Source organism: Pseudoalteromonas sp. C12FD-1 (genome assembly GCF_037414265.1).
GTDB lineage: Bacteria > Pseudomonadota > Gammaproteobacteria > Enterobacterales > Alteromonadaceae > Pseudoalteromonas.
In genome coordinates, this window is record NZ_JBBEVD010000070.1 from 56,511 (window position 1) to 73,590 (window position 17,080).

Sequence of the window (17,080 nt, forward strand, 5' to 3'; positions counted from 1 at the left end):
AATTACTCGGATACTGCATATCATACTCCGCTCATCGTGTTGCGGCTAGTGTTGAGCGTAAAAAGTTGGCATCTATTTTAAGCAATGCTAGCGTGCAAATAACAAACATTTTTAGAGTGATTTATATGCGCTGGATAGTAACTATAATGGTGGCAATGCTTAGCTTTTCAAGTATGGCAAAACCACTTTCGTATTATTTTGAACAAGATGTAGAGTTTGATAAAACAATACCCACCCCACAAGACGTACTTGGTTACGAAGTAGGTGAGTGGCATGTAAGGCACGACCAACTTGTGCGTTACATGGAAATTCTAGCGCAAAAAAGTGATCGCATAAATTTTGAAGTAATAGGGCGCACACACGAGCAACGCCCGCTTGTCATGCTAAGTATTAGTAGCGCTGAAAAGCTCGCTAATTTAGAGCAAATTCGCCAAGCGCACTTAGCCCGTTTAGCAAACAGTGAGCAAGCTAAAAACACACAAACTGGGCCTGCTGTAGTTTGGATGGGATACAGTGTGCACGGTAATGAGTCGTCAGGCAGTAATGCCGCTTTATTGGTTGCGTATTACCTTGCTGCAGCGCAAGGCCCAGAAATAGAAAAATTATTAAATAATACCGTTATTTTGCTCGACCCTTCACTGAACCCCGATGGCTTGGCTCGCTTTGCTAATTGGGCTAATAGTAATCGGGGGATGAACTTATCAAGCGACCCTAAAACGCGTGAACACGTAGAAAGCTGGCCAAGTAGCCGTACAAATCACTATTGGTTTGATTTAAACCGCGATTGGTTATTGTTACAACACCCAGAGTCGCGTGCACGCATTGCTAAATTTCATCAATGGAAGCCAAATATACTTACCGACTTTCATGAAATGGGTCCAAACAGTAGCTATTTTTTTCAACCTGGTATTGCTAGTCGCAAGCACCCAATTACCCCAGATGAAAACGTAACGCTTACTAAAGCCATAGCCAATTACCATGCTAAAACCTTAGATAAAAATAATGCCCTTTATTTTACCGAAGAAAGCTTTGACGACTTTTATTACGGCAAGGGTTCAACCTACCCCGATGTAAACGGCGGTATAGGTATTTTATTTGAGCAAGCCAGCTCACGTGGGCATGTACAAGACACCATAAACGGTACGCTTACCTTTCCTTTTACTATTAAAAATCAGTTATTAACAAGCCTATCAACCTTTAAAGCCGCGGTAGATAACCGCGAGGCGCTATTAACCTATCAGGCAAAATTTTATAACCAAGCCGTTGATTTAGCACATGATGAAAGCTTTGAAGGTTACGTAGTGGAAGGCGCGAAAGACAGTACCCGAATCAAACTATTTTTAAACCTACTAAAGCAGCATCAAATAAATGCTTACCCACTTACCAAAACGCTAAAAGCCAATGGCAAAAACTTTAGTACCCAGAGTTATTTTGTGCCGTTAGCTCAGCCACAGTTTCGTTTAGTAAAAGCCATTTTTAGCGAGCAAAAAAGCTTTGCCGACAACACATTTTACGATGTGTCGGGCTGGACACTCGCCCATGCTTTTAATTTAGAGTTTGCACAGGTAAAAAGTAGTTGGGGCTTAGAAGTAGCCAGTACTGCGTGGCAAAAAGCCGTTAAACCATCATTTGCTGCGTTAAAGCAAAGCTATGCATTTGGCTTTGCTTGGGACGATTACTTAGCGCCTAAAATGCTAAATAACTTGCTAAAGCAAGGTATTAAAGCACGTGTAGCGTTAAGCGCCTTAACAGCTAAAAGCAGTACCACAGAAATAGACTTTGCACCTGGCAGTATTATTATCCCTGCAGGGCTGCAAACGAACCCTGATTGGGTGGCTATTTTAAACGATGCGCAAACCCAATTTGGTATTGCAATAAAGCCTATTACTACAGGCCTTACAAGTAAGGGTGCCGACTTAGGGTCGCGCACCATGGCGGTATTAAACGAGCCAAAAGTACTGCTTGTGGGCGGTAAAGGCGTAAGCCAATACGAAGCGGGTGAAGTATGGTATTACCTAGACCGTTTTGTCGATATTTCTCCGACCATAGTAGAAATGGAGCGTTTAGGTAGCCTAGACTTAAATAATTACAGTCACATTGTACTAGCGAATGGCAATTACTCGGGCTTACCTGATAGCGATAAAGTTGCCATTAAAAGCTGGGTAAGAAAAGGCGGCGTAATTTGGGGCCACAAAGGCGGTGCTAAATTTTTAGCTGATCAGCAATTACTTAAAGCTAATTATTTATCTAGACAAGATGTAGCCAGCGCTTTTAATACTCAAGGGCTAAATTACGCAGATAAAGACCATTTATCAGGGCGACAACGCATAGCCGGCGCTATTTTTAATACCGATGTGGACACCACGCATCCACTCACATTTTCGCTTAATCGCGAAACATTGCCGGTATTTAAAAATAGCACTTGGTTATTAGAAAAATCAGATGCACCGTTTGTAAACATACTCACTTACCCACAAAAACCACTACTAGCAGGGTTTACTGATGGCGTAAATGAGCAGCAAATTGCCGGTGCAGCAGCCATGATTGCCCACTCATACGGGCGTGGCAGTGTTATTGCTATGACTGATAACCCCGTATTTAGAGGATACTGGTACGGCACAAGCCGATTACTCAGTAATGCTTTATTTTTTGGTCACACATTTAGAGTAAGAGGTGATTAACGACACCTTTAAAGTGGCGTTAAACAGGTAGCAAAAGCCCACACTTGTTTAGCGCCCGCTTGCTTTAATACTTGTGTAGCAGCGTTAAGCGTTGCACCTGTGGTCATTACATCATCTACAATAATCACCGTTTTACCGCTCATATCTTGTGTGCATACAAAGGCATTTTTTACATTTTTAATCCGTTTAGCTCTTGATAGTTTTGACTGTGCTTGTGTGGCTTTATTTCGTATTAACGCATTACTTATACAAACATGTTTTGCCAAACATGATTGCCATACTTGGCTTACCTGATTAAACCCTCGTGTTAAAAAGCGTCCTCGGTGCAAAGGTAAAATAATCGCTATGTCGGGCTGAGTCGTAAAATTTTCAAAAAACACATCTAATTGCATATTAATTACTTGTTGCAGTGCTTTTTTATAGTGAATTTGATTATTAAATTTGAGCCGTTTAAGCCAGTGTTCAAAAGGGGGTTGATAAAAAGCGCAGGCAAAGAGCTTATCAAATTCGCAATGCGGAAACGTGTCCACTATATCAGGGCGGTGCAATAAATTGCTGTGCTTATTTAAATCAAACACGCTTAAATCTGCCAAGCAATATTCGCACAATCCCTCTTGAGCACTAACCACTCCTTGGCATTGCACGCAATAAGAGGGAAATAACCAATTAAAAAATGTATGTTGCATTGGTAACCCCTTGCGTTGCTTTCGTCTATGTAAGCGCTATGATGTGACAAAGTGTGGTTAAGGTTAGGCAAATATGCAAAGCGAGTTAGTGTTATTACATGGTTGGGGAATGAATCAGGGCGTATGGCAGTTAGTGCAGCCAGAGCTGGCGTTTTTACACAGTGGGCCTGTGCGCAGTATAGACCTGCCTGGGTTTGGCAATAGCAGTAGCTGCCCAAGTCCTTATAATTTACACGACGCAGCTGAAATCGTAAGTGAGCAGCTTAGCCCTGACTCTATTGTTATGGGCTGGTCGCTAGGGGGCTTATTTGCATTGTATATTGCAAAGCATTGGCCTGAAAAAGTTTCAAAAGTCATTTTAGTCGCTTCAACCCCGTTTTTTGCTGAGCAGCATAATTGGCCTGGAATAAAAGCCAGTGTGCTTGAGCAATTTAAAGAGCAGTTAATTAATCATCGAGAAAAAACCATCGAGCGGTTTTTGGCTATTCAGGCTATGGGTAGCGAGTCGGCACGCGATGATATAAAGCAGCTAAAGCAATTGTTAAATCAGTATAACGCGCCTAAAAGTGAGGCGTTGAGTACCGGCTTAAATATTTTGCAAAATGACGATTTACGTGATGTGTTTGCACATTGCCCAGTGCCCATAAAAGCGATATTTGGCCGTTTAGATGCGCTGGTGCCTTACAAAGTAATCAATAAAATGGCAGCACTAAATACTGAGTTTGAATACGAAGTATTAGACAAAGCCTCGCATGCGCCGTTTATTTCACATAAAAAAGAGTTTTTATCTGCCGTTAAATCAATGCTTTAAAATAGCCTAAAGAAAGCTAGTGTTTAAAGCTTTATTTTGCCCATAAAGTGAGCGATAATTAAGCAATATTTATTTTTTGGAGGTACAGCATGGCTATTGGTTCAGTGTTTAATAGTGGTGTAGAAGGGTTTAATCGTGCAAGCCAAGGTATAGAGCGAGCAAGTGCAGAGATAAACCGTGCCACCATTGAAGAGCAAGATGATACGCAATTAGCCCAACAGCGCCAGTTAACAGCTGCGCGACCTGAAGAAGCAGTTACAGCGCCTGTTGCACAGCCCGCTCGGGTTGACGAAGCGCTTGTTAATTTAAAAGTTGAAGAGTTTAATGCCAAGGCAAACACGCAATCAATTCAAACTGCTGATGAAGTGCTTGGTACACTAATCGATATTAAAGTATAAATGTAATGAATATTGTCACGCCATTTCCGTCTATCAATATAAACACCGCCAATGTTTATACGGAAACCGCTCGGCGTGACAACCAGCTGCGCGACGTTATTCCTGCTCCAGCCCCTAATAGCGCCAGCAATACCGAAACCAAAGCGCAAAGCGATGCTGATAAAGCAAAACTACCAAGCAGTACAGAAGCCGCCACCTATGATGCAACCGGTAAGCTTAGTGATGAGCAAACTGTTGAGCAGCGTCAGCAAGGCAGCGAAGATTCAAATAACGAACAGCAACAAAATCAACAAGCAAGCGAAGACACCCCCGAGGAAGAACAAGAGCAGCAACAGCTAGAGTTAGAACAACAACAAATTAAAGAGCTTAAAGCGCGCGATACTGAAGTGCGTGTACACGAACAAGCGCATGCATCGGTGGGTGGGCAGTATGCAGGCTCACCAAGTTATGAATACCAACGTGGGCCAGATGGCACTAATTACGCGGTGGGCGGTGAGGTACAAATTGATGTATCTGTAATCCCCGGCGATCCGCAAGCCACTATAGATAAAATGCAAACGGTACGTGCAGCCGCACTTGCCCCAGCAGAGCCATCAAGTGCCGACAGGGCAATCGCAGCTGATGCAACCCAAAAAATGGCCGCAGCACAAGCGGAATTGTCAGCCCCTGCTGACGAGGAAGCGCAAGCACGTGACCCAGAAGTAGACGCCCGAGCTGGCCGTATTGCTAATTTTTATCAAATGGCTAGCTCACCCCAAAACGAGAGTGTTTTTTCTGCCTTTGGTTAAAACTAGTTAAGCTAAACTAAAACGCCGCTCAATGAGCGGCGTTTTTAGTGGGTGTTTATTTTTTTGTCTTTGCATTAGCAAATGCATCGGCAAAGGCATTACCCATCATGGCGTTACCATTATCGCGTTTTGGTTTTGCTGCACGCGGTTGCTGGCCCTGATTACTGCGTTGCTTTTGCGGCGCGGCAGCGGGTTTATTGCTTGTGTCTATTTCATCATCTAAGCGCATAGTAAAGCTAATGCGTTTACGCGGTGCATCTACCTCAACCACTTTTACTTTTACAATGTCACCGGCTTTTACTACTTCGCGCGGATCAGAGATAAACTTATTAGTAATTGCCGAAATATGCACTAGGCCATCTTGGTGTACACCTACATCAACAAACGCACCAAAGTTAGCTACATTAGAAACCACACCTTCCAAAATCATTCCAGGTTTTAAGTCTGTGATTTTTTCTACACCGGCTTTAAATTCAGCCGTTTTAAACTCAGGACGAGGATCGCGCCCAGGCTTATCTAGCTCTTTAATGATGTCGGTAACGGTAGGTAAACCAAACTTCTCGTCGGTGTAGTCATTAGCAACTAGTTTATTTAAAAACTCGCTATTGCCTATTAAGCTATTTACATCAAGGTTGTTACGCTCACAAATAAGTTTAACAACAGGGTAAGCCTCAGGGTGAACTGATGAGTTATCAAGTGGATCTTTACCCTGATTAATACGCAAAAAGCCTGCAGCTTGCTCAAACGCTTTTGGTCCTAAACGCTCAACTTTTTTAAGTTCGCTACGCTTAGTAAACGTGCCGTTAGTGTCGCGGTAATTTACTATATTTTGCGCTAAGGTTTTATTTAACCCCGATACGCGAGTAAGGAGCGGCACCGACGCCATATTTAAATCTACACCCACAGAGTTTACACAGTCTTCTACCACTGCGGTCAGTGTTTGACCCAATTGGCTTTGCGATACATCGTGCTGGTATTGGCCTACACCAATTGATTTTGGCTCAATTTTAACAAGCTCGGCAAGTGGGTCTTGCAGGCGACGCGCAATAGATACCGCGCCACGTAAAGACACATCTAAATTAGGGAATTCATTCGCGGCAAATTCTGACGCAGAGTAAACAGATGCACCGGCTTCGCTTACCATAATTTTATTTAATTTAAGCTCAGCATTGGCCTTAATAAGTTCGCCTACTAGCTTGTCAGACTCGCGTGATGCGGTTCCGTTACCAATCGCAATAAGTTCTACTTTATGCTGGCGACATAGTTGCTCTAATGTACGCAACGATTTTTCCCAGTGATTTTGTGGCGCGTGGGGGAAAATAGTTTGCGTTGTAAGCAATTTACCTGTGCCATCAACTACGGCAATTTTACAGCCAGTACGTAACCCAGGATCGAGGCCAAGCGTTGTTCGTGGCCCAGCAGGCGCGGCCATAAGTAAGTCTTTTAAGTTTTTAGCAAATACATCTATAGCGCCGGTTTCGGCTTTTTCTCGCATGGCCGCTAAAAATTCATTTTCTAGGTGTAGGCCAAGCTTTATTTTCCAAGCCCACTGCACAACACTTAACAACCATGCGCTAGCTGCTTTATATTTCACGTCTAAGCGGTAGTGATCAGCAATCATTTGCGCGCATAGCTGGGCTGCATTTTCGCTGCTTGGCTCTGGGTTAATACTTAGCTGTAAAATACTCTCGTTTCGCGCGCGTAACATAGCAAGTGCACGGTGCGAAGGGACCTTTTTAAGAGGTTCTTGATGATCAAAATAGTCGCGGTATTTGCTACCAGCTTGCTCTTGGCCGTCAATAAGTGTGCTTTGTATGGCACCGTGTTGGCTAATGTGGCTTCTAAACTTTGCTAATAACTTAGCATCTTCTGCAAAGCGTTCCATTAAAATAAATTTAGCACCATCAAGGGCTGCTTTGGTATCTGTAATACCTTGGTCGGCATTAATAAACTGCTGAGCCTGTTGCTCAGGGTCTAAGTTTGCATCGTTAAATAGCGCATCGGCAAGTGGCTCAAGGCCTGCTTCAATAGCTATTTGACCTTTGGTACGGCGCTTCGCTTTATAAGGAAGGTATAAATCTTCAAGCTCAGTTTTGCTTTGCGCGCTGGTAATATCGGCACTTAGCGCTGGCGTTAGTTTATTTTGCGATTCGATGGTTGATAAAATAAAGCTGCGGCGTTCTTCAAGCTCGCGCAAATACGACAAACGTTGCTCTAAAAGGCGTAATTGCGTGTCGTCTAATCCACCGGTAATTTCTTTACGGTAACGCGCAATAAAAGGAACCGTTGCGCCTTCATCAAGTAATTTTGTAGCAGCAACAACTTGTTGCTGTTGTGCATTTAGCTCAGTGGCTAAACGTGCAGAGATATCGCTCATGCATAAACCTTTTAATACAAAAAATAAAACCAGAAAATCCCTCTGGTACTGTTATACCCAGCTTATTAAAGTTGCTATTTAATGAGTTTGGTAGGTATATATTAGTTGAATAATATCACAGCAGGTTGTAATAAAAAGCTCTTAAAGCAAGCAATTTTGCTTGCTTTAAGATGGTTGGCTTGGCTGAGCTTACAAAGTGAAAAAGCGCGCTTTAGTGAGGGTGCTCTACACTTTCTAAAACATCACTAAACGTGTGAGCAATAGGGGTAATATGCACTGGAATGTGTAGCGTTTTAGCTATTTGACGCGCCGAAATCAGCCCGCATATTTCGTTATTAGTGGTTGTTGCTAATAAAAACATACTGCCTTGATGTTCCATTGTTTGTAGTGCATCGCCAATACTTGCATAGCTTAGGCTTTGCATACTTACGCCACTAAGTTGGCTAATAGGTGTCATAATGTAGCGTAGGCTCACCTCATTGCGAGTGGTATTTAACCGTTGTGCAATGGCCGTAATTTTAGCGCTTTGTAAGTCGGCACTTGAAACAATACCAATTAATTTTTGCGCCTCATCAGTTACCAATACATAGTCAGAATGCTCTGCTAATACCTGTTTAAGCGCATCGCTAATTGTTGTGTCGTATTGAGCGCGAATAGGTGTTTTTTGGGTAAAGTTATTGATTACGGTTAATGCCGGAGACGTTAAATTAATAGTGGCTTGTTGCTCTTCAAACGTGCTTGCAATAACAGCATTAGAAATGTTTTGGGTACGTAATTCTTTAAAGTTAGACATGATAGTCACCTTATTAGTTATAAAATTTAATCAAAAAGTAAAATTGTGAATTAAATTAAATAGCTAGGTGGGCCACGTTGATACGCCGTACTAAAAGGGCGGCTTAGGTTTGTACTTTGGTAAAAAGATGAAACAGTATTAGGTAGCGGTTGAAACAACCTAATAGCAAATGCATTAACATGAGAGTCTAAGTCAATGTCGGGGGTTGCTTGGTCAGGAAATTCACAAGCGATAAAATGATTAGATACACTGGCGTTATCTATACTTACTTCGGTGGTATTGGCGTGCAAAGTCAAACTCACACTCATTAAAAGTGCAAACAATACGGCATTACTACATATGCGCTGTACTAAGTTTGACATAGCCATTACCTTAAATATCAGGTTAAAAATAAACCTGCGAGCTTAATATATATCCTAATGAGATATATTACACAATAAAAAATTTACCTGATCTGAATCAAAGTAGTTATTTATTAATAATGTTATGGGGGATTATTTTTGATATTCAATACTATTTACATACCATTCTTTTTTACCTTGCGGTGTAGGTACCTCAAAATCATCGTCTACTTGTTTTTTTATCAGGGCGCGCGCCATAGGTGAGTCAATTGATATGTAGTCTTTGCGGTCGTATATTTCATCAGGCCCCACAATTCTAAATTTTTTTATCTCGCCTTGCTCGTTTTCTATTTCTACCCACGCGCCAAAAAATACTTTACCGTCTTGCTGCGGTGAGTAATCAATAATTTTTAAATCGGGTAGGCGTTTGCGCAAATACCGAACGCGGCGATCAATTTGGCGCAGTAAACGCTTATTGTATTGATAATCTGCATTTTCTGAGCGATCGCCAAGGCTTGCCGCCCAACTTACTATTTTTGTGACTTCAGGGCGTTTAACGTTCCATAAATGGTCGTGCTCTTGTTGTAGTTGCAAGTAGCCTTCGCGGGTAATTAAATTTGTTTTCATCGGCGTTTATTTATTAACTCTAATGCTGTGCACGTTATTAAACTTGCCAAAATTTGTCGAGCGTAAATTTATTAAATTTAAGTTTTGAAATGTTCAGTAACAATCTAAGCGCGCAATTAGATTTTGATTATTAAGTTTTTCATTTATATTAACTATTAATTGGAAATAAAAATAAGAAACACGCAATGGGACACGAAACCACAAAAGTATTAGTTGTAGATGATGATATGCGCCTGCGCAGTTTACTAGAGCGTTATTTAGTAGAGCAGGGGTTTATTGTTAGAACCGCCGCAAACTCAGAGCAAATGGATAGACTCATTGAGCGAGAAAATTTTCACTTAATGGTGCTTGACTTAATGCTACCAGGCGAAGATGGCTTATCAATTTGCCGCCGGCTACGCCAAAAAGAAAACGAAATCCCTATTGTTATGCTTACAGCAAAAGGCGATGAGGTCGACCGTATTATAGGCCTTGAATTAGGCGCAGATGACTACATCCCTAAACCGTTTAACCCGCGCGAATTACTGGCTCGCATTAAAGCTATTTTACGCCGCCGTGCTAAAGAAGTGCCTGGCGCCCCAGCTGCAGAAGAAAACCTCATTGCGTTTGGCCAATTTACACTTAACTTAGCCACCCGTGAAATGAGCGAAGGCGATAAAACTATTTCGCTCACCAGCGGAGAATTTGCCGTACTCAAAGCTCTTGTATCGCATCCGCGCGAACCACTTAGTCGCGATAAATTAATGAACCTTGCTCGAGGGCGAGATTACAGCGCCCTTGAGCGCAGTATTGACGTGCAAGTTTCGCGACTTCGCCGCATGATTGAAGTAGATGCCGCCAACCCGCGCTATATTCAAACGGTTTGGGGTTTAGGTTATGTGTTTGTTCCTGACGGTGAAAAGTAGTTTATATGGGATTTTTTCCGCGAAGTGCGTTTGGGCAAACTGTATTTTTAGTGGCCGCTTTACTGCTAATTAACCAAATAGTGTCGTATGTTACGGTAAGCTTTTACGTTGTAAAACCGACCATAGAGCAAGTAAATCTCATGCTTGCAAAGCAAATTAAAACGGTGTTTATAGACTGGGAAGACGGCGTAGAAATAAACGACGAAGTATCTGAAAAATTTTTTGAAATTACCGGTATAGAAGTGATGACGCAGCGCGAGGCAATGCGCCAAGGGCTTGGTCAAACCAGAGAATACTCGATGCTGTCGCGTAGTATGTCTGAGCAATTAAATGGCTCGGCGCGGGTGCGCATTAGCCAAACCGACCCACTAATATATTGGGTAGAAGCCCCACAAGCGCCAGGGTATTGGGTAAAGGTGCCACTTACTGGGTATCAAGAAAACAATCTCGAATTTTTAACCTTTTACTTATCAAGTATTGGTTTTTTAAGTGTATTAGGCGGCTGGCTATTTGCGAGGCACTTAAACCGGCCATTAAAGGCGTTGCAGCAAGCTGCTGTGAAAGTGGGTAAGGGCGATTTTAGCTCTAAGCTTGAAGAAGAGGGCTCCAGTGAAGTAATAGAAGTGACTCGGGCATTTAATCAAATGTCGCGCGGCATTGCTGCACTTGAAAACGACCGTCGTTTACTCATGGCTGGTGTTTCTCACGATTTACGTACCCCGCTAACTCGTATTCGTCTGGCAACCGAAATGATGAGCGATGAGGATGAATACCTTCGTGAAGGCATTATTTACGATATTGAAGATATGAACGGTATTATCGATCAATTTATTGAGTATTTACGCCACCACAAAGCAGATGAGCTTGCTTGCGAAGATATAAACGCGCTAGTTGCTGAGGTGGTTAATTGTGAGCTTAAACATCAACGTGTTATTACCTTTAAAGGTAACCCCAGCGTGGGGCTTGTTCCGTTAAGTAGTGTGGCTATTAAGCGCGTAATTACGAATATGATTGAAAATGCGCTGCGTTATTCCGAGGGCGATATAGAAGTATTAAGCTACTTTAATTCAAACAAAAAATACGTTGTGATAGCGGTAAACGATAACGGGCCAGGCATTCCTGAAAGCGAACTTGAATCAGTGTTTGAACCCTTTAAGCAAGGAGATGCAGCGCGTGGCAGCGAAGGTAGTGGTTTAGGCCTTGCCATTATTAAGCGTATTATTGATATGCACGATGGTAAAGTTAAGCTTGAAAACCGTCCAGAGGGTGGTCTAAGTGCTCAAATTTATTTGCCGATAAAAGTAATAGCACCTGTAACGTCAATGTAAGTTAGTTAAAGAGTTGTTGAAAGGCACTGGCTTGTAGAGTGCTTTTAAATATAAACAACTAGTATTACTGTGGCTCCCAAACCGATAAGCCATAGCTTTGCATTATTTTTTTGAGCTCACCAGATTTTCTGAGCTCTTTCATGCCTGTATCAATAAGTTGAGCATACTCATGCGCCTTGGGGTTTTTAGGTGAGAAACACATTCTGCCCCACAAAGTTTTGTCAAACTGCCCCGCTTTTTCAAAGTTATCTTGCAGATCATATTTTTGCATTTTGTAATCAGCTACATAGGCGGCTTCACTAAATGTATCGATTCGCCCTAATTCGAGCTTTTTAAACAAGCGATAAATGAGATCTTCTGAGCCATGGTGAACTTGAATAAGCTGCTCGTTATCACGGTTTTCTTTAAAGTAGTTTTGAACTTCAGGGGAGATTAGTGAAAAATCGTAACCTGCAATAACGCCAAACCTTACTAGGCCGAGAGATGCCAACCCAGAGTATCGCCATTGCATATCTTTTTTAACATAAAAAGTGTATATCATTGGGCCGATTGTATTTTTTGAGCATATATTTACTTTTGAACTGCTGTCGTTACTTATAGCTACAGCATCATACTCACCACTCTCTGTACCTTTTAAGGAACGTAAGTAGGGGACTATATGAAAATTTACTCGGTGGCCTGCCCGTTCTAAAATTAGTTTTTCTAGTTCTAATACAAAACCCATCGACTCATTACCTGAGGTATCACTGCAAACGTATGGACAGAAATCGAGTGCAGCAATGTCAAGAGTGTCAGAGCATACGTTGCTACAACCAATTAGGGCTGAAAGCACAATGAGTTTTGCTTTAATATCCACCGTAATATTACGCCCTTTACTTTTATTAATTAGGATGGTCACTTATATTGCACTAATTATTGTTTAATATTTGTTAATTTCAACTTTTAAAAGAATAACTAGGGATTTTTATGGTCTTTAAATTAACTCAGTTAATAGCAAGCTGTAAAATACTTAACCATTTTGAGAAGTTAAACCCAACGCTAGTTACGTTAAAAACTGCTCTTTTAGAACAGCTAAATAGCGATTTTTATACGCTATCAGCACGATTTCACTGCATCAAAATAGACTACTTAGTTAAACAGATTGGTATATAAACGGTTAGAGAATATTTTTAGTTAGCTCGCTTTTTTGAAATGATAAATTATCTGTAATTGCATGGGTAAGTTGTAAAGCTTACGCCTGCTCTGTAAGTCGTGCAGGCGTAATAACAAAAACTTAAAGTGCCTTAAAGCGGATTGCTGTACCACCACTTGTTGCTAGTTTTAAAGTTAGCTTGTCGTTTGCACTAACTATGCGCTTTTCGATAACTAAATCGTACGGGTTGTTTTTCCACTCTGCATTTTTACCATCTTGGTATATCTGCGCTTCAAATTTTTTACCCTTTTCTAAAAAGTCGAGTTTTACCTCAATAGTACGGGCTTTTTCGTCGGTTACGGCGCCTAAATACCAGTCGTTTCCTGAGTATTTATCGCGTTTGCGCTCTTTACGGGCAAATACAATAAAATCGCCCACTTCGCCATCAAGCGCAATACTTTGCTGCCAATCGGTTGGTACATCTTGAATAAATTGAAATGCATCAGGCTTAGCTAAATAGTTTTTAGGTAGGTCGGCAGCCATTTGAATCGGGCTATACAGCACAACATACAGCGCAAGCTGCTTGGCAAGCGTTGTTTGCGGGCGGTTTGTATTATCGCCTAAGCCATTAAAGCTCATATCAAAAATGCCAGGGGTAAAGTCCATAGGCCCTGCTAGCATACGGGTAAATGCCAGCATAGGAATATGCTCTGGTGGGTTAGGTGGTGTGCCCCATGCATTAAACTCTTGGCCGCGTGCACCCTCGCGGGCAATCCAGTTTGGGTAAGTACGGCGCAGGCCGGTGTCTTTTATTGGCTCGTGGGTGTTAATACTGATTTTATGTTTAGCAGCCAGCTTTACGTTGTAAAGGTATTCGTTAACCATAAATTGGCCGTCGTGCCACTCATGACGGGCAATGCCATTTTCGTCTATGCGTTTTATGTTACCGCCATCCGCTACATAACCTGTTTTAACTTGGCTTACGTTTGATTTTTCGTAAAGAGCAAAGGCATCGTCCATTTGGTCACGGTAGTTACTTACATTACCCGATGTTTCGTGGTGGCCAATTAACTGCACACCTTTTTGTTTGCCGTATTGAGTAAGGGCGGCTATATCAAAGTCATCATAAGGTTGTGTAAAGCTAAATACATCGCCATTAAAAAACCAGTCGCCGTCCCAACCTATGTTCCAACCTTCTACTAATACGCCATCAAAGCCATACTTTGCGGCAAAGTCCATGTAGTATTTAGTGGTTTGAGTTGTGGCGCCGTGTTTTTCTCCGCTGCCCCAGGTTTGTGTGTTTATGTGCATGCCCCACCAAATGCCTACGTATTTACCTGGTTTTACCCACGACACATCACCGAGCTTATTTGGCTCGTTTAAATTTAATATTATGTCTGAATTGACTAAGCCAACGGCGCTGTCGGCAATTTGAATAGTACGCCAAGGGGTATTAAACGCGCCTTGTTTTTTAACGGCAATGCCGTCTGACCACGGTGTTAAATCGGCATTAAATGTACCTGGGCGACGCTGATTAAGCACCATACCTGCGTAATCAACAAGGGCAGCTTCGTGAATGCTGATGTGAGTACCATCATTGGTTTTTAAAGTAAATGGAGTGTGCGCAAGCGGTACGTCATTTAATGCGGTGGTGTTATAAACGTATTCGTATCGGTTCCAGCCGCGTGCGGGGATCCACCATGCCGTTGCATCGTTACTATTATTAATTGCAAACTCGGTAAGCTCTTTAGTGATGTGTGTTTGCTCAAAGCCAGCTTGGCTTGGTACTTCGTATCTAAACCCAACGCCACTATCAAAAGCTCTAAAACGCACTGTGTATGTTGCACCTTGGGGCTCATCTTTTGTAAACGTGACCGCTACTTCGTTGTGCTTATCAGTAACTGTTTGTCGCTCGCCCCAAGGTTGTTGCCACTGAGTGTTAACGCTTTGTTTTTCTATATGTGTGATTTTAAAACCATCGTTAAACGCGGCTTGGGTTTTAAACTCAAAACCTAAGCGCGATGTATTTATAGCCGGTTTGTCTTTAAAGCTAATTGCGTAACTAGGTGTGCTACTTTCATCAGAAATAGTTAATTTTATTTGTGAGTTTGGTGATTCAACTACAGCCGTTTGTGCAAAGCTATTACTGGCAAACGCTAATAGTAAAAGTGTGGTTCTCATTGTGTGTCCTTTGATGAGTCGGTGGTGACCCTTAAGGATAATGACACTGAGTTGTTAATACGACATGCTACATACGTATTCAATGTTTTAAAAAATAGAAAGAATTTTATGGTTAAATCGGTCTATAATGTAAACAAATTGATAATAGCGATTAGCTTCATGATAAAACCCTTACTAGGTTTGCTACTGCTAAGTATGAGTACTTGCGCAGCGGCGACAACAATAACGATAAAAAATGCAAACAACCAGCCTTTAGTAAACGCGGTGGTGTGGCTAAGCGGAACATCTACTCAGGCTAATAATCAGGTGAGTAAAACCTACGCAATGAGTCAAAAAAACCGCGAGTTTACACCACGTACGTTAGTTGTCCCGAAAAACGCAAGAGTAGAGTTTCCTAATGTAGACTCTATCATGCATCACGTTTATTCGTTTTCTGAGGCTAAAACCTTTGAACTGAAGCTTTATAAAGAGCAACCTAAAGCGCCTATAATTTTTGATCAAGCAGGTGTGGTGGAGCTTGGTTGTAATATTCATGACTGGATGCTGGGTTATATTGTGGTGGTGGATAGCACCGTTTTTGCCATTACTGACGACAACGGCACAGTAAATTTAACAGTTCCTAATGGGCAATACACTTTGAGTGTATGGCATTCTGGGTTTAGTGATATAAGTAACGTAGAAACCCAAAGCATTAATGTGAGTGAAGCACCTCTACATTATACCGTAAAGCAGGCCATAGCCGAGCAAATAGACTTTGCTACGGATGAATTTGATGACTATTAAGCGCAAAAATACACTATTACTTGGCTTACTTTTCATCAGCCTACCAACTTTTTCGCAAGTTAAAGGGCTTATTCAGGTGCGTGCGGTTGCAAGTGACGATACGCAGAGCTTTCAAGGTGGCGGCGTTGGTTTATATCGCCATGGGGATAGCAGTGATAGCATTTTGCTATCGCAAGGTATTATAGACTTTAAGGCCGATTTAAATAGTGCTTGGAGCGCCCATGCTGTGCTTAATGCAAACCAAGAGCCGAAAACTACATTAGGTTTAAGCCAAGCGTATTTACAGTATCAGCCGCTAGTAAACAGCCGTTATAAATGGCATGTAAAGGTAGGTAGTTTTTACCCTAGTATGTCGCTCGAAAACCCTGATATAGGCTGGACTTCACCCTATAACTATACAAACTCGGCAATTAATAGCTGGATAGGTGAAGAGCTTCGCACTGTCGGTGGTGAGGTTACAATTAAGCGCCCCGGAAAACGCTTTAATTCCAAGCACAGCTTTAGTATGAGCGCTGCTATTTACAAAGGAAACGACCCAACAGGGACGTTACTTTCGTGGCGGGGTTTTGCGCTGCATGACAGGCAAACAACTTTTAACGAAAGCGTACAGTTTGCGCCTATAGCAGCATTAAATAGTTACGAATTACGCTGGCAAGCTAACCAAGTACTGCCATTTGAAGAAGTCGATGGTCGTTTTGGCTATTACGCAGGCGTGCATTGGGATTATTTAAAGCGCTCGCAGTTTAGGTTTTATTATTATGATAATAACGCAGATCCAACCGTGTTTAATGCAGACACAGGTCAGTACGCTTGGCATACTCGCTTTAGCAGCTTAGCGTGGTTATATAAATTTACAGGTAAAACTCGCTTTATTGTTCAGTTGATGGATGGTAAAACCGAAATGGGCGCTAATAAGCTAATTTATAATTCTTTTTATAGTCATTACTTAATGCTCAGCCATAAAGAAGGTAAGCACAGGGTATCGCTAAGGTATGATTATTTTAAAGTAGATGACGATGACTCTACCACGTTTGATCCTAATGCTAGTCACGGTGAAGGGATAACGGCTACATGGCGTTATCAGCTTACAGAGAAATTACAAATAGGCGTTGAAGGGTCAGCACTACATAGCTTTGTACAAAATAGAACTGGTAGCGGCTTTGCTCAGCGAATTTCGCAGCAACAATTAATGGCTAACGCGCAGTGGCGCTTTTAAAGTACAAAAAAGGGAGCTTTAAAAGCTCCCTTT

The 17,080-nt window shown here is 41.9% G+C and carries 15 protein-coding genes; 8 read left to right on the plus strand and 7 right to left on the minus strand.

The annotated features are described in order from the left end of the window. Nucleotides 1-125: 125 nt before the first annotated feature. Nucleotides 126-2,681 carry a M14 metallopeptidase family protein gene (locus tag WDB87_RS12055; protein ID WP_337849993.1) on the plus strand — a complete coding sequence of 852 codons (2,556 nt, stop codon included), beginning with the start codon at nt 126-128 and terminating at the stop codon, nt 2,679-2,681. 8 nt (nt 2,682-2,689) lie between these two features. Here the strand turns inward: WDB87_RS12055 and WDB87_RS12060 are convergent, their stop codons facing one another. Further along, the gene (locus WDB87_RS12060) at nt 2,690-3,367 is read right to left on the minus strand and encodes a ComF family protein (protein ID WP_337849994.1); all 678 of its coding nucleotides are present in this window, start codon (nt 3,365-3,367) and stop codon (nt 2,690-2,692) included. A 73-nt stretch (nt 3,368-3,440) separates the two neighbouring features. Here WDB87_RS12060 and bioH point away from each other — a divergent pair, with 73 nt between their 5' ends. From bioH to WDB87_RS12075, 3 genes are all read left to right on the plus strand, one after another. After that, nucleotides 3,441-4,178: a pimeloyl-ACP methyl ester esterase BioH gene (gene bioH / locus WDB87_RS12065; RefSeq protein ID WP_286245534.1), complete on the plus strand. Its 738-nt coding sequence runs from the start codon at nt 3,441-3,443 to the stop codon at nt 4,176-4,178. 89 nt (nt 4,179-4,267) lie between these two features. After that, nucleotides 4,268-4,576 (plus strand): hypothetical protein, encoded by a 309-nt coding sequence (locus WDB87_RS12070; RefSeq protein WP_004588240.1) that lies wholly within the window; start codon nt 4,268-4,270, stop codon nt 4,574-4,576. Between the two features lie 5 nt (nt 4,577-4,581). Beyond that, a complete protein-coding gene (locus tag WDB87_RS12075) occupies nt 4,582-5,364 on the plus strand; it encodes a putative metalloprotease CJM1_0395 family protein (protein WP_337849995.1) in 783 nt (260 codons plus the stop codon). A gap of 55 nt (nt 5,365-5,419) precedes the next feature. Here WDB87_RS12075 and WDB87_RS12080 read toward each other — a convergent pair whose 3' ends face one another. From WDB87_RS12080 to greB, 4 genes are all read right to left on the minus strand, one after another. Further along, nucleotides 5,420-7,741 carry a Tex family protein gene (locus WDB87_RS12080; protein WP_337849996.1) on the minus strand — a complete coding sequence of 774 codons (2,322 nt, stop codon included), beginning with the start codon at nt 7,739-7,741 and terminating at the stop codon, nt 5,420-5,422. Between the two features lie 211 nt (nt 7,742-7,952). After that, a complete protein-coding gene (locus WDB87_RS12085; RefSeq protein WP_337849997.1) occupies nt 7,953-8,534 on the minus strand; it encodes a CBS domain-containing protein in 582 nt (193 codons plus the stop codon). Nucleotides 8,535-8,584: 50 nt separating this feature from the next. Beyond that, nucleotides 8,585-8,896 (minus strand): hypothetical protein, encoded by a 312-nt coding sequence (locus WDB87_RS12090; protein ID WP_337849998.1) that lies wholly within the window; start codon nt 8,894-8,896, stop codon nt 8,585-8,587. 132 nt (nt 8,897-9,028) lie between these two features. After that, on the minus strand, nt 9,029-9,502 hold the full coding sequence (greB, locus tag WDB87_RS12095) for a transcription elongation factor GreB (protein WP_286245530.1): 474 nt from the start codon (nt 9,500-9,502) through the stop codon (nt 9,029-9,031). A gap of 185 nt (nt 9,503-9,687) precedes the next feature. Here greB and ompR point away from each other — a divergent pair, with 185 nt between their 5' ends. Both ompR and envZ read left to right on the plus strand, forming a co-directional pair. Further along, nucleotides 9,688-10,407 (plus strand): osmolarity response regulator transcription factor OmpR, encoded by a 720-nt coding sequence (gene ompR, locus WDB87_RS12100; RefSeq protein ID WP_089348882.1) that lies wholly within the window; start codon nt 9,688-9,690, stop codon nt 10,405-10,407. A gap of 5 nt (nt 10,408-10,412) precedes the next feature. Next, the gene (gene envZ / locus WDB87_RS12105) at nt 10,413-11,735 is read left to right on the plus strand and encodes a two-component system sensor histidine kinase EnvZ (protein WP_337849999.1); all 1,323 of its coding nucleotides are present in this window, start codon (nt 10,413-10,415) and stop codon (nt 11,733-11,735) included. A 64-nt stretch (nt 11,736-11,799) separates the two neighbouring features. On the opposite strand, the gene WDB87_RS12110 is transcribed toward envZ, so the two are convergent. After that, entirely contained in the window at nt 11,800-12,633 is an 834-nt protein-coding gene (locus tag WDB87_RS12110; protein ID WP_337850000.1) for a substrate-binding periplasmic protein, read from the minus strand. 375 nt (nt 12,634-13,008) lie between these two features. Beyond that, nucleotides 13,009-15,048 carry a glycoside hydrolase family 97 protein gene (locus WDB87_RS12115; RefSeq protein WP_337850001.1) on the minus strand — a complete coding sequence of 680 codons (2,040 nt, stop codon included), beginning with the start codon at nt 15,046-15,048 and terminating at the stop codon, nt 13,009-13,011. A gap of 159 nt (nt 15,049-15,207) precedes the next feature. Between WDB87_RS12115 and WDB87_RS12120 the strand changes: the two genes are divergently transcribed. Together WDB87_RS12120 and WDB87_RS12125 are read left to right on the plus strand one after the other, a co-directional pair. Next, the gene (locus WDB87_RS12120; RefSeq protein ID WP_286245526.1) at nt 15,208-15,831 is read left to right on the plus strand and encodes a methylamine utilization protein; all 624 of its coding nucleotides are present in this window, start codon (nt 15,208-15,210) and stop codon (nt 15,829-15,831) included. Continuing rightward, the gene (locus tag WDB87_RS12125) at nt 15,821-17,047 is read left to right on the plus strand and encodes a hypothetical protein (protein WP_337850002.1); all 1,227 of its coding nucleotides are present in this window, start codon (nt 15,821-15,823) and stop codon (nt 17,045-17,047) included. Before WDB87_RS12120 ends, WDB87_RS12125 begins: the two co-directional genes overlap by 11 nt. The last annotated feature ends 33 nt before the right edge of the window (nt 17,048-17,080 follow it).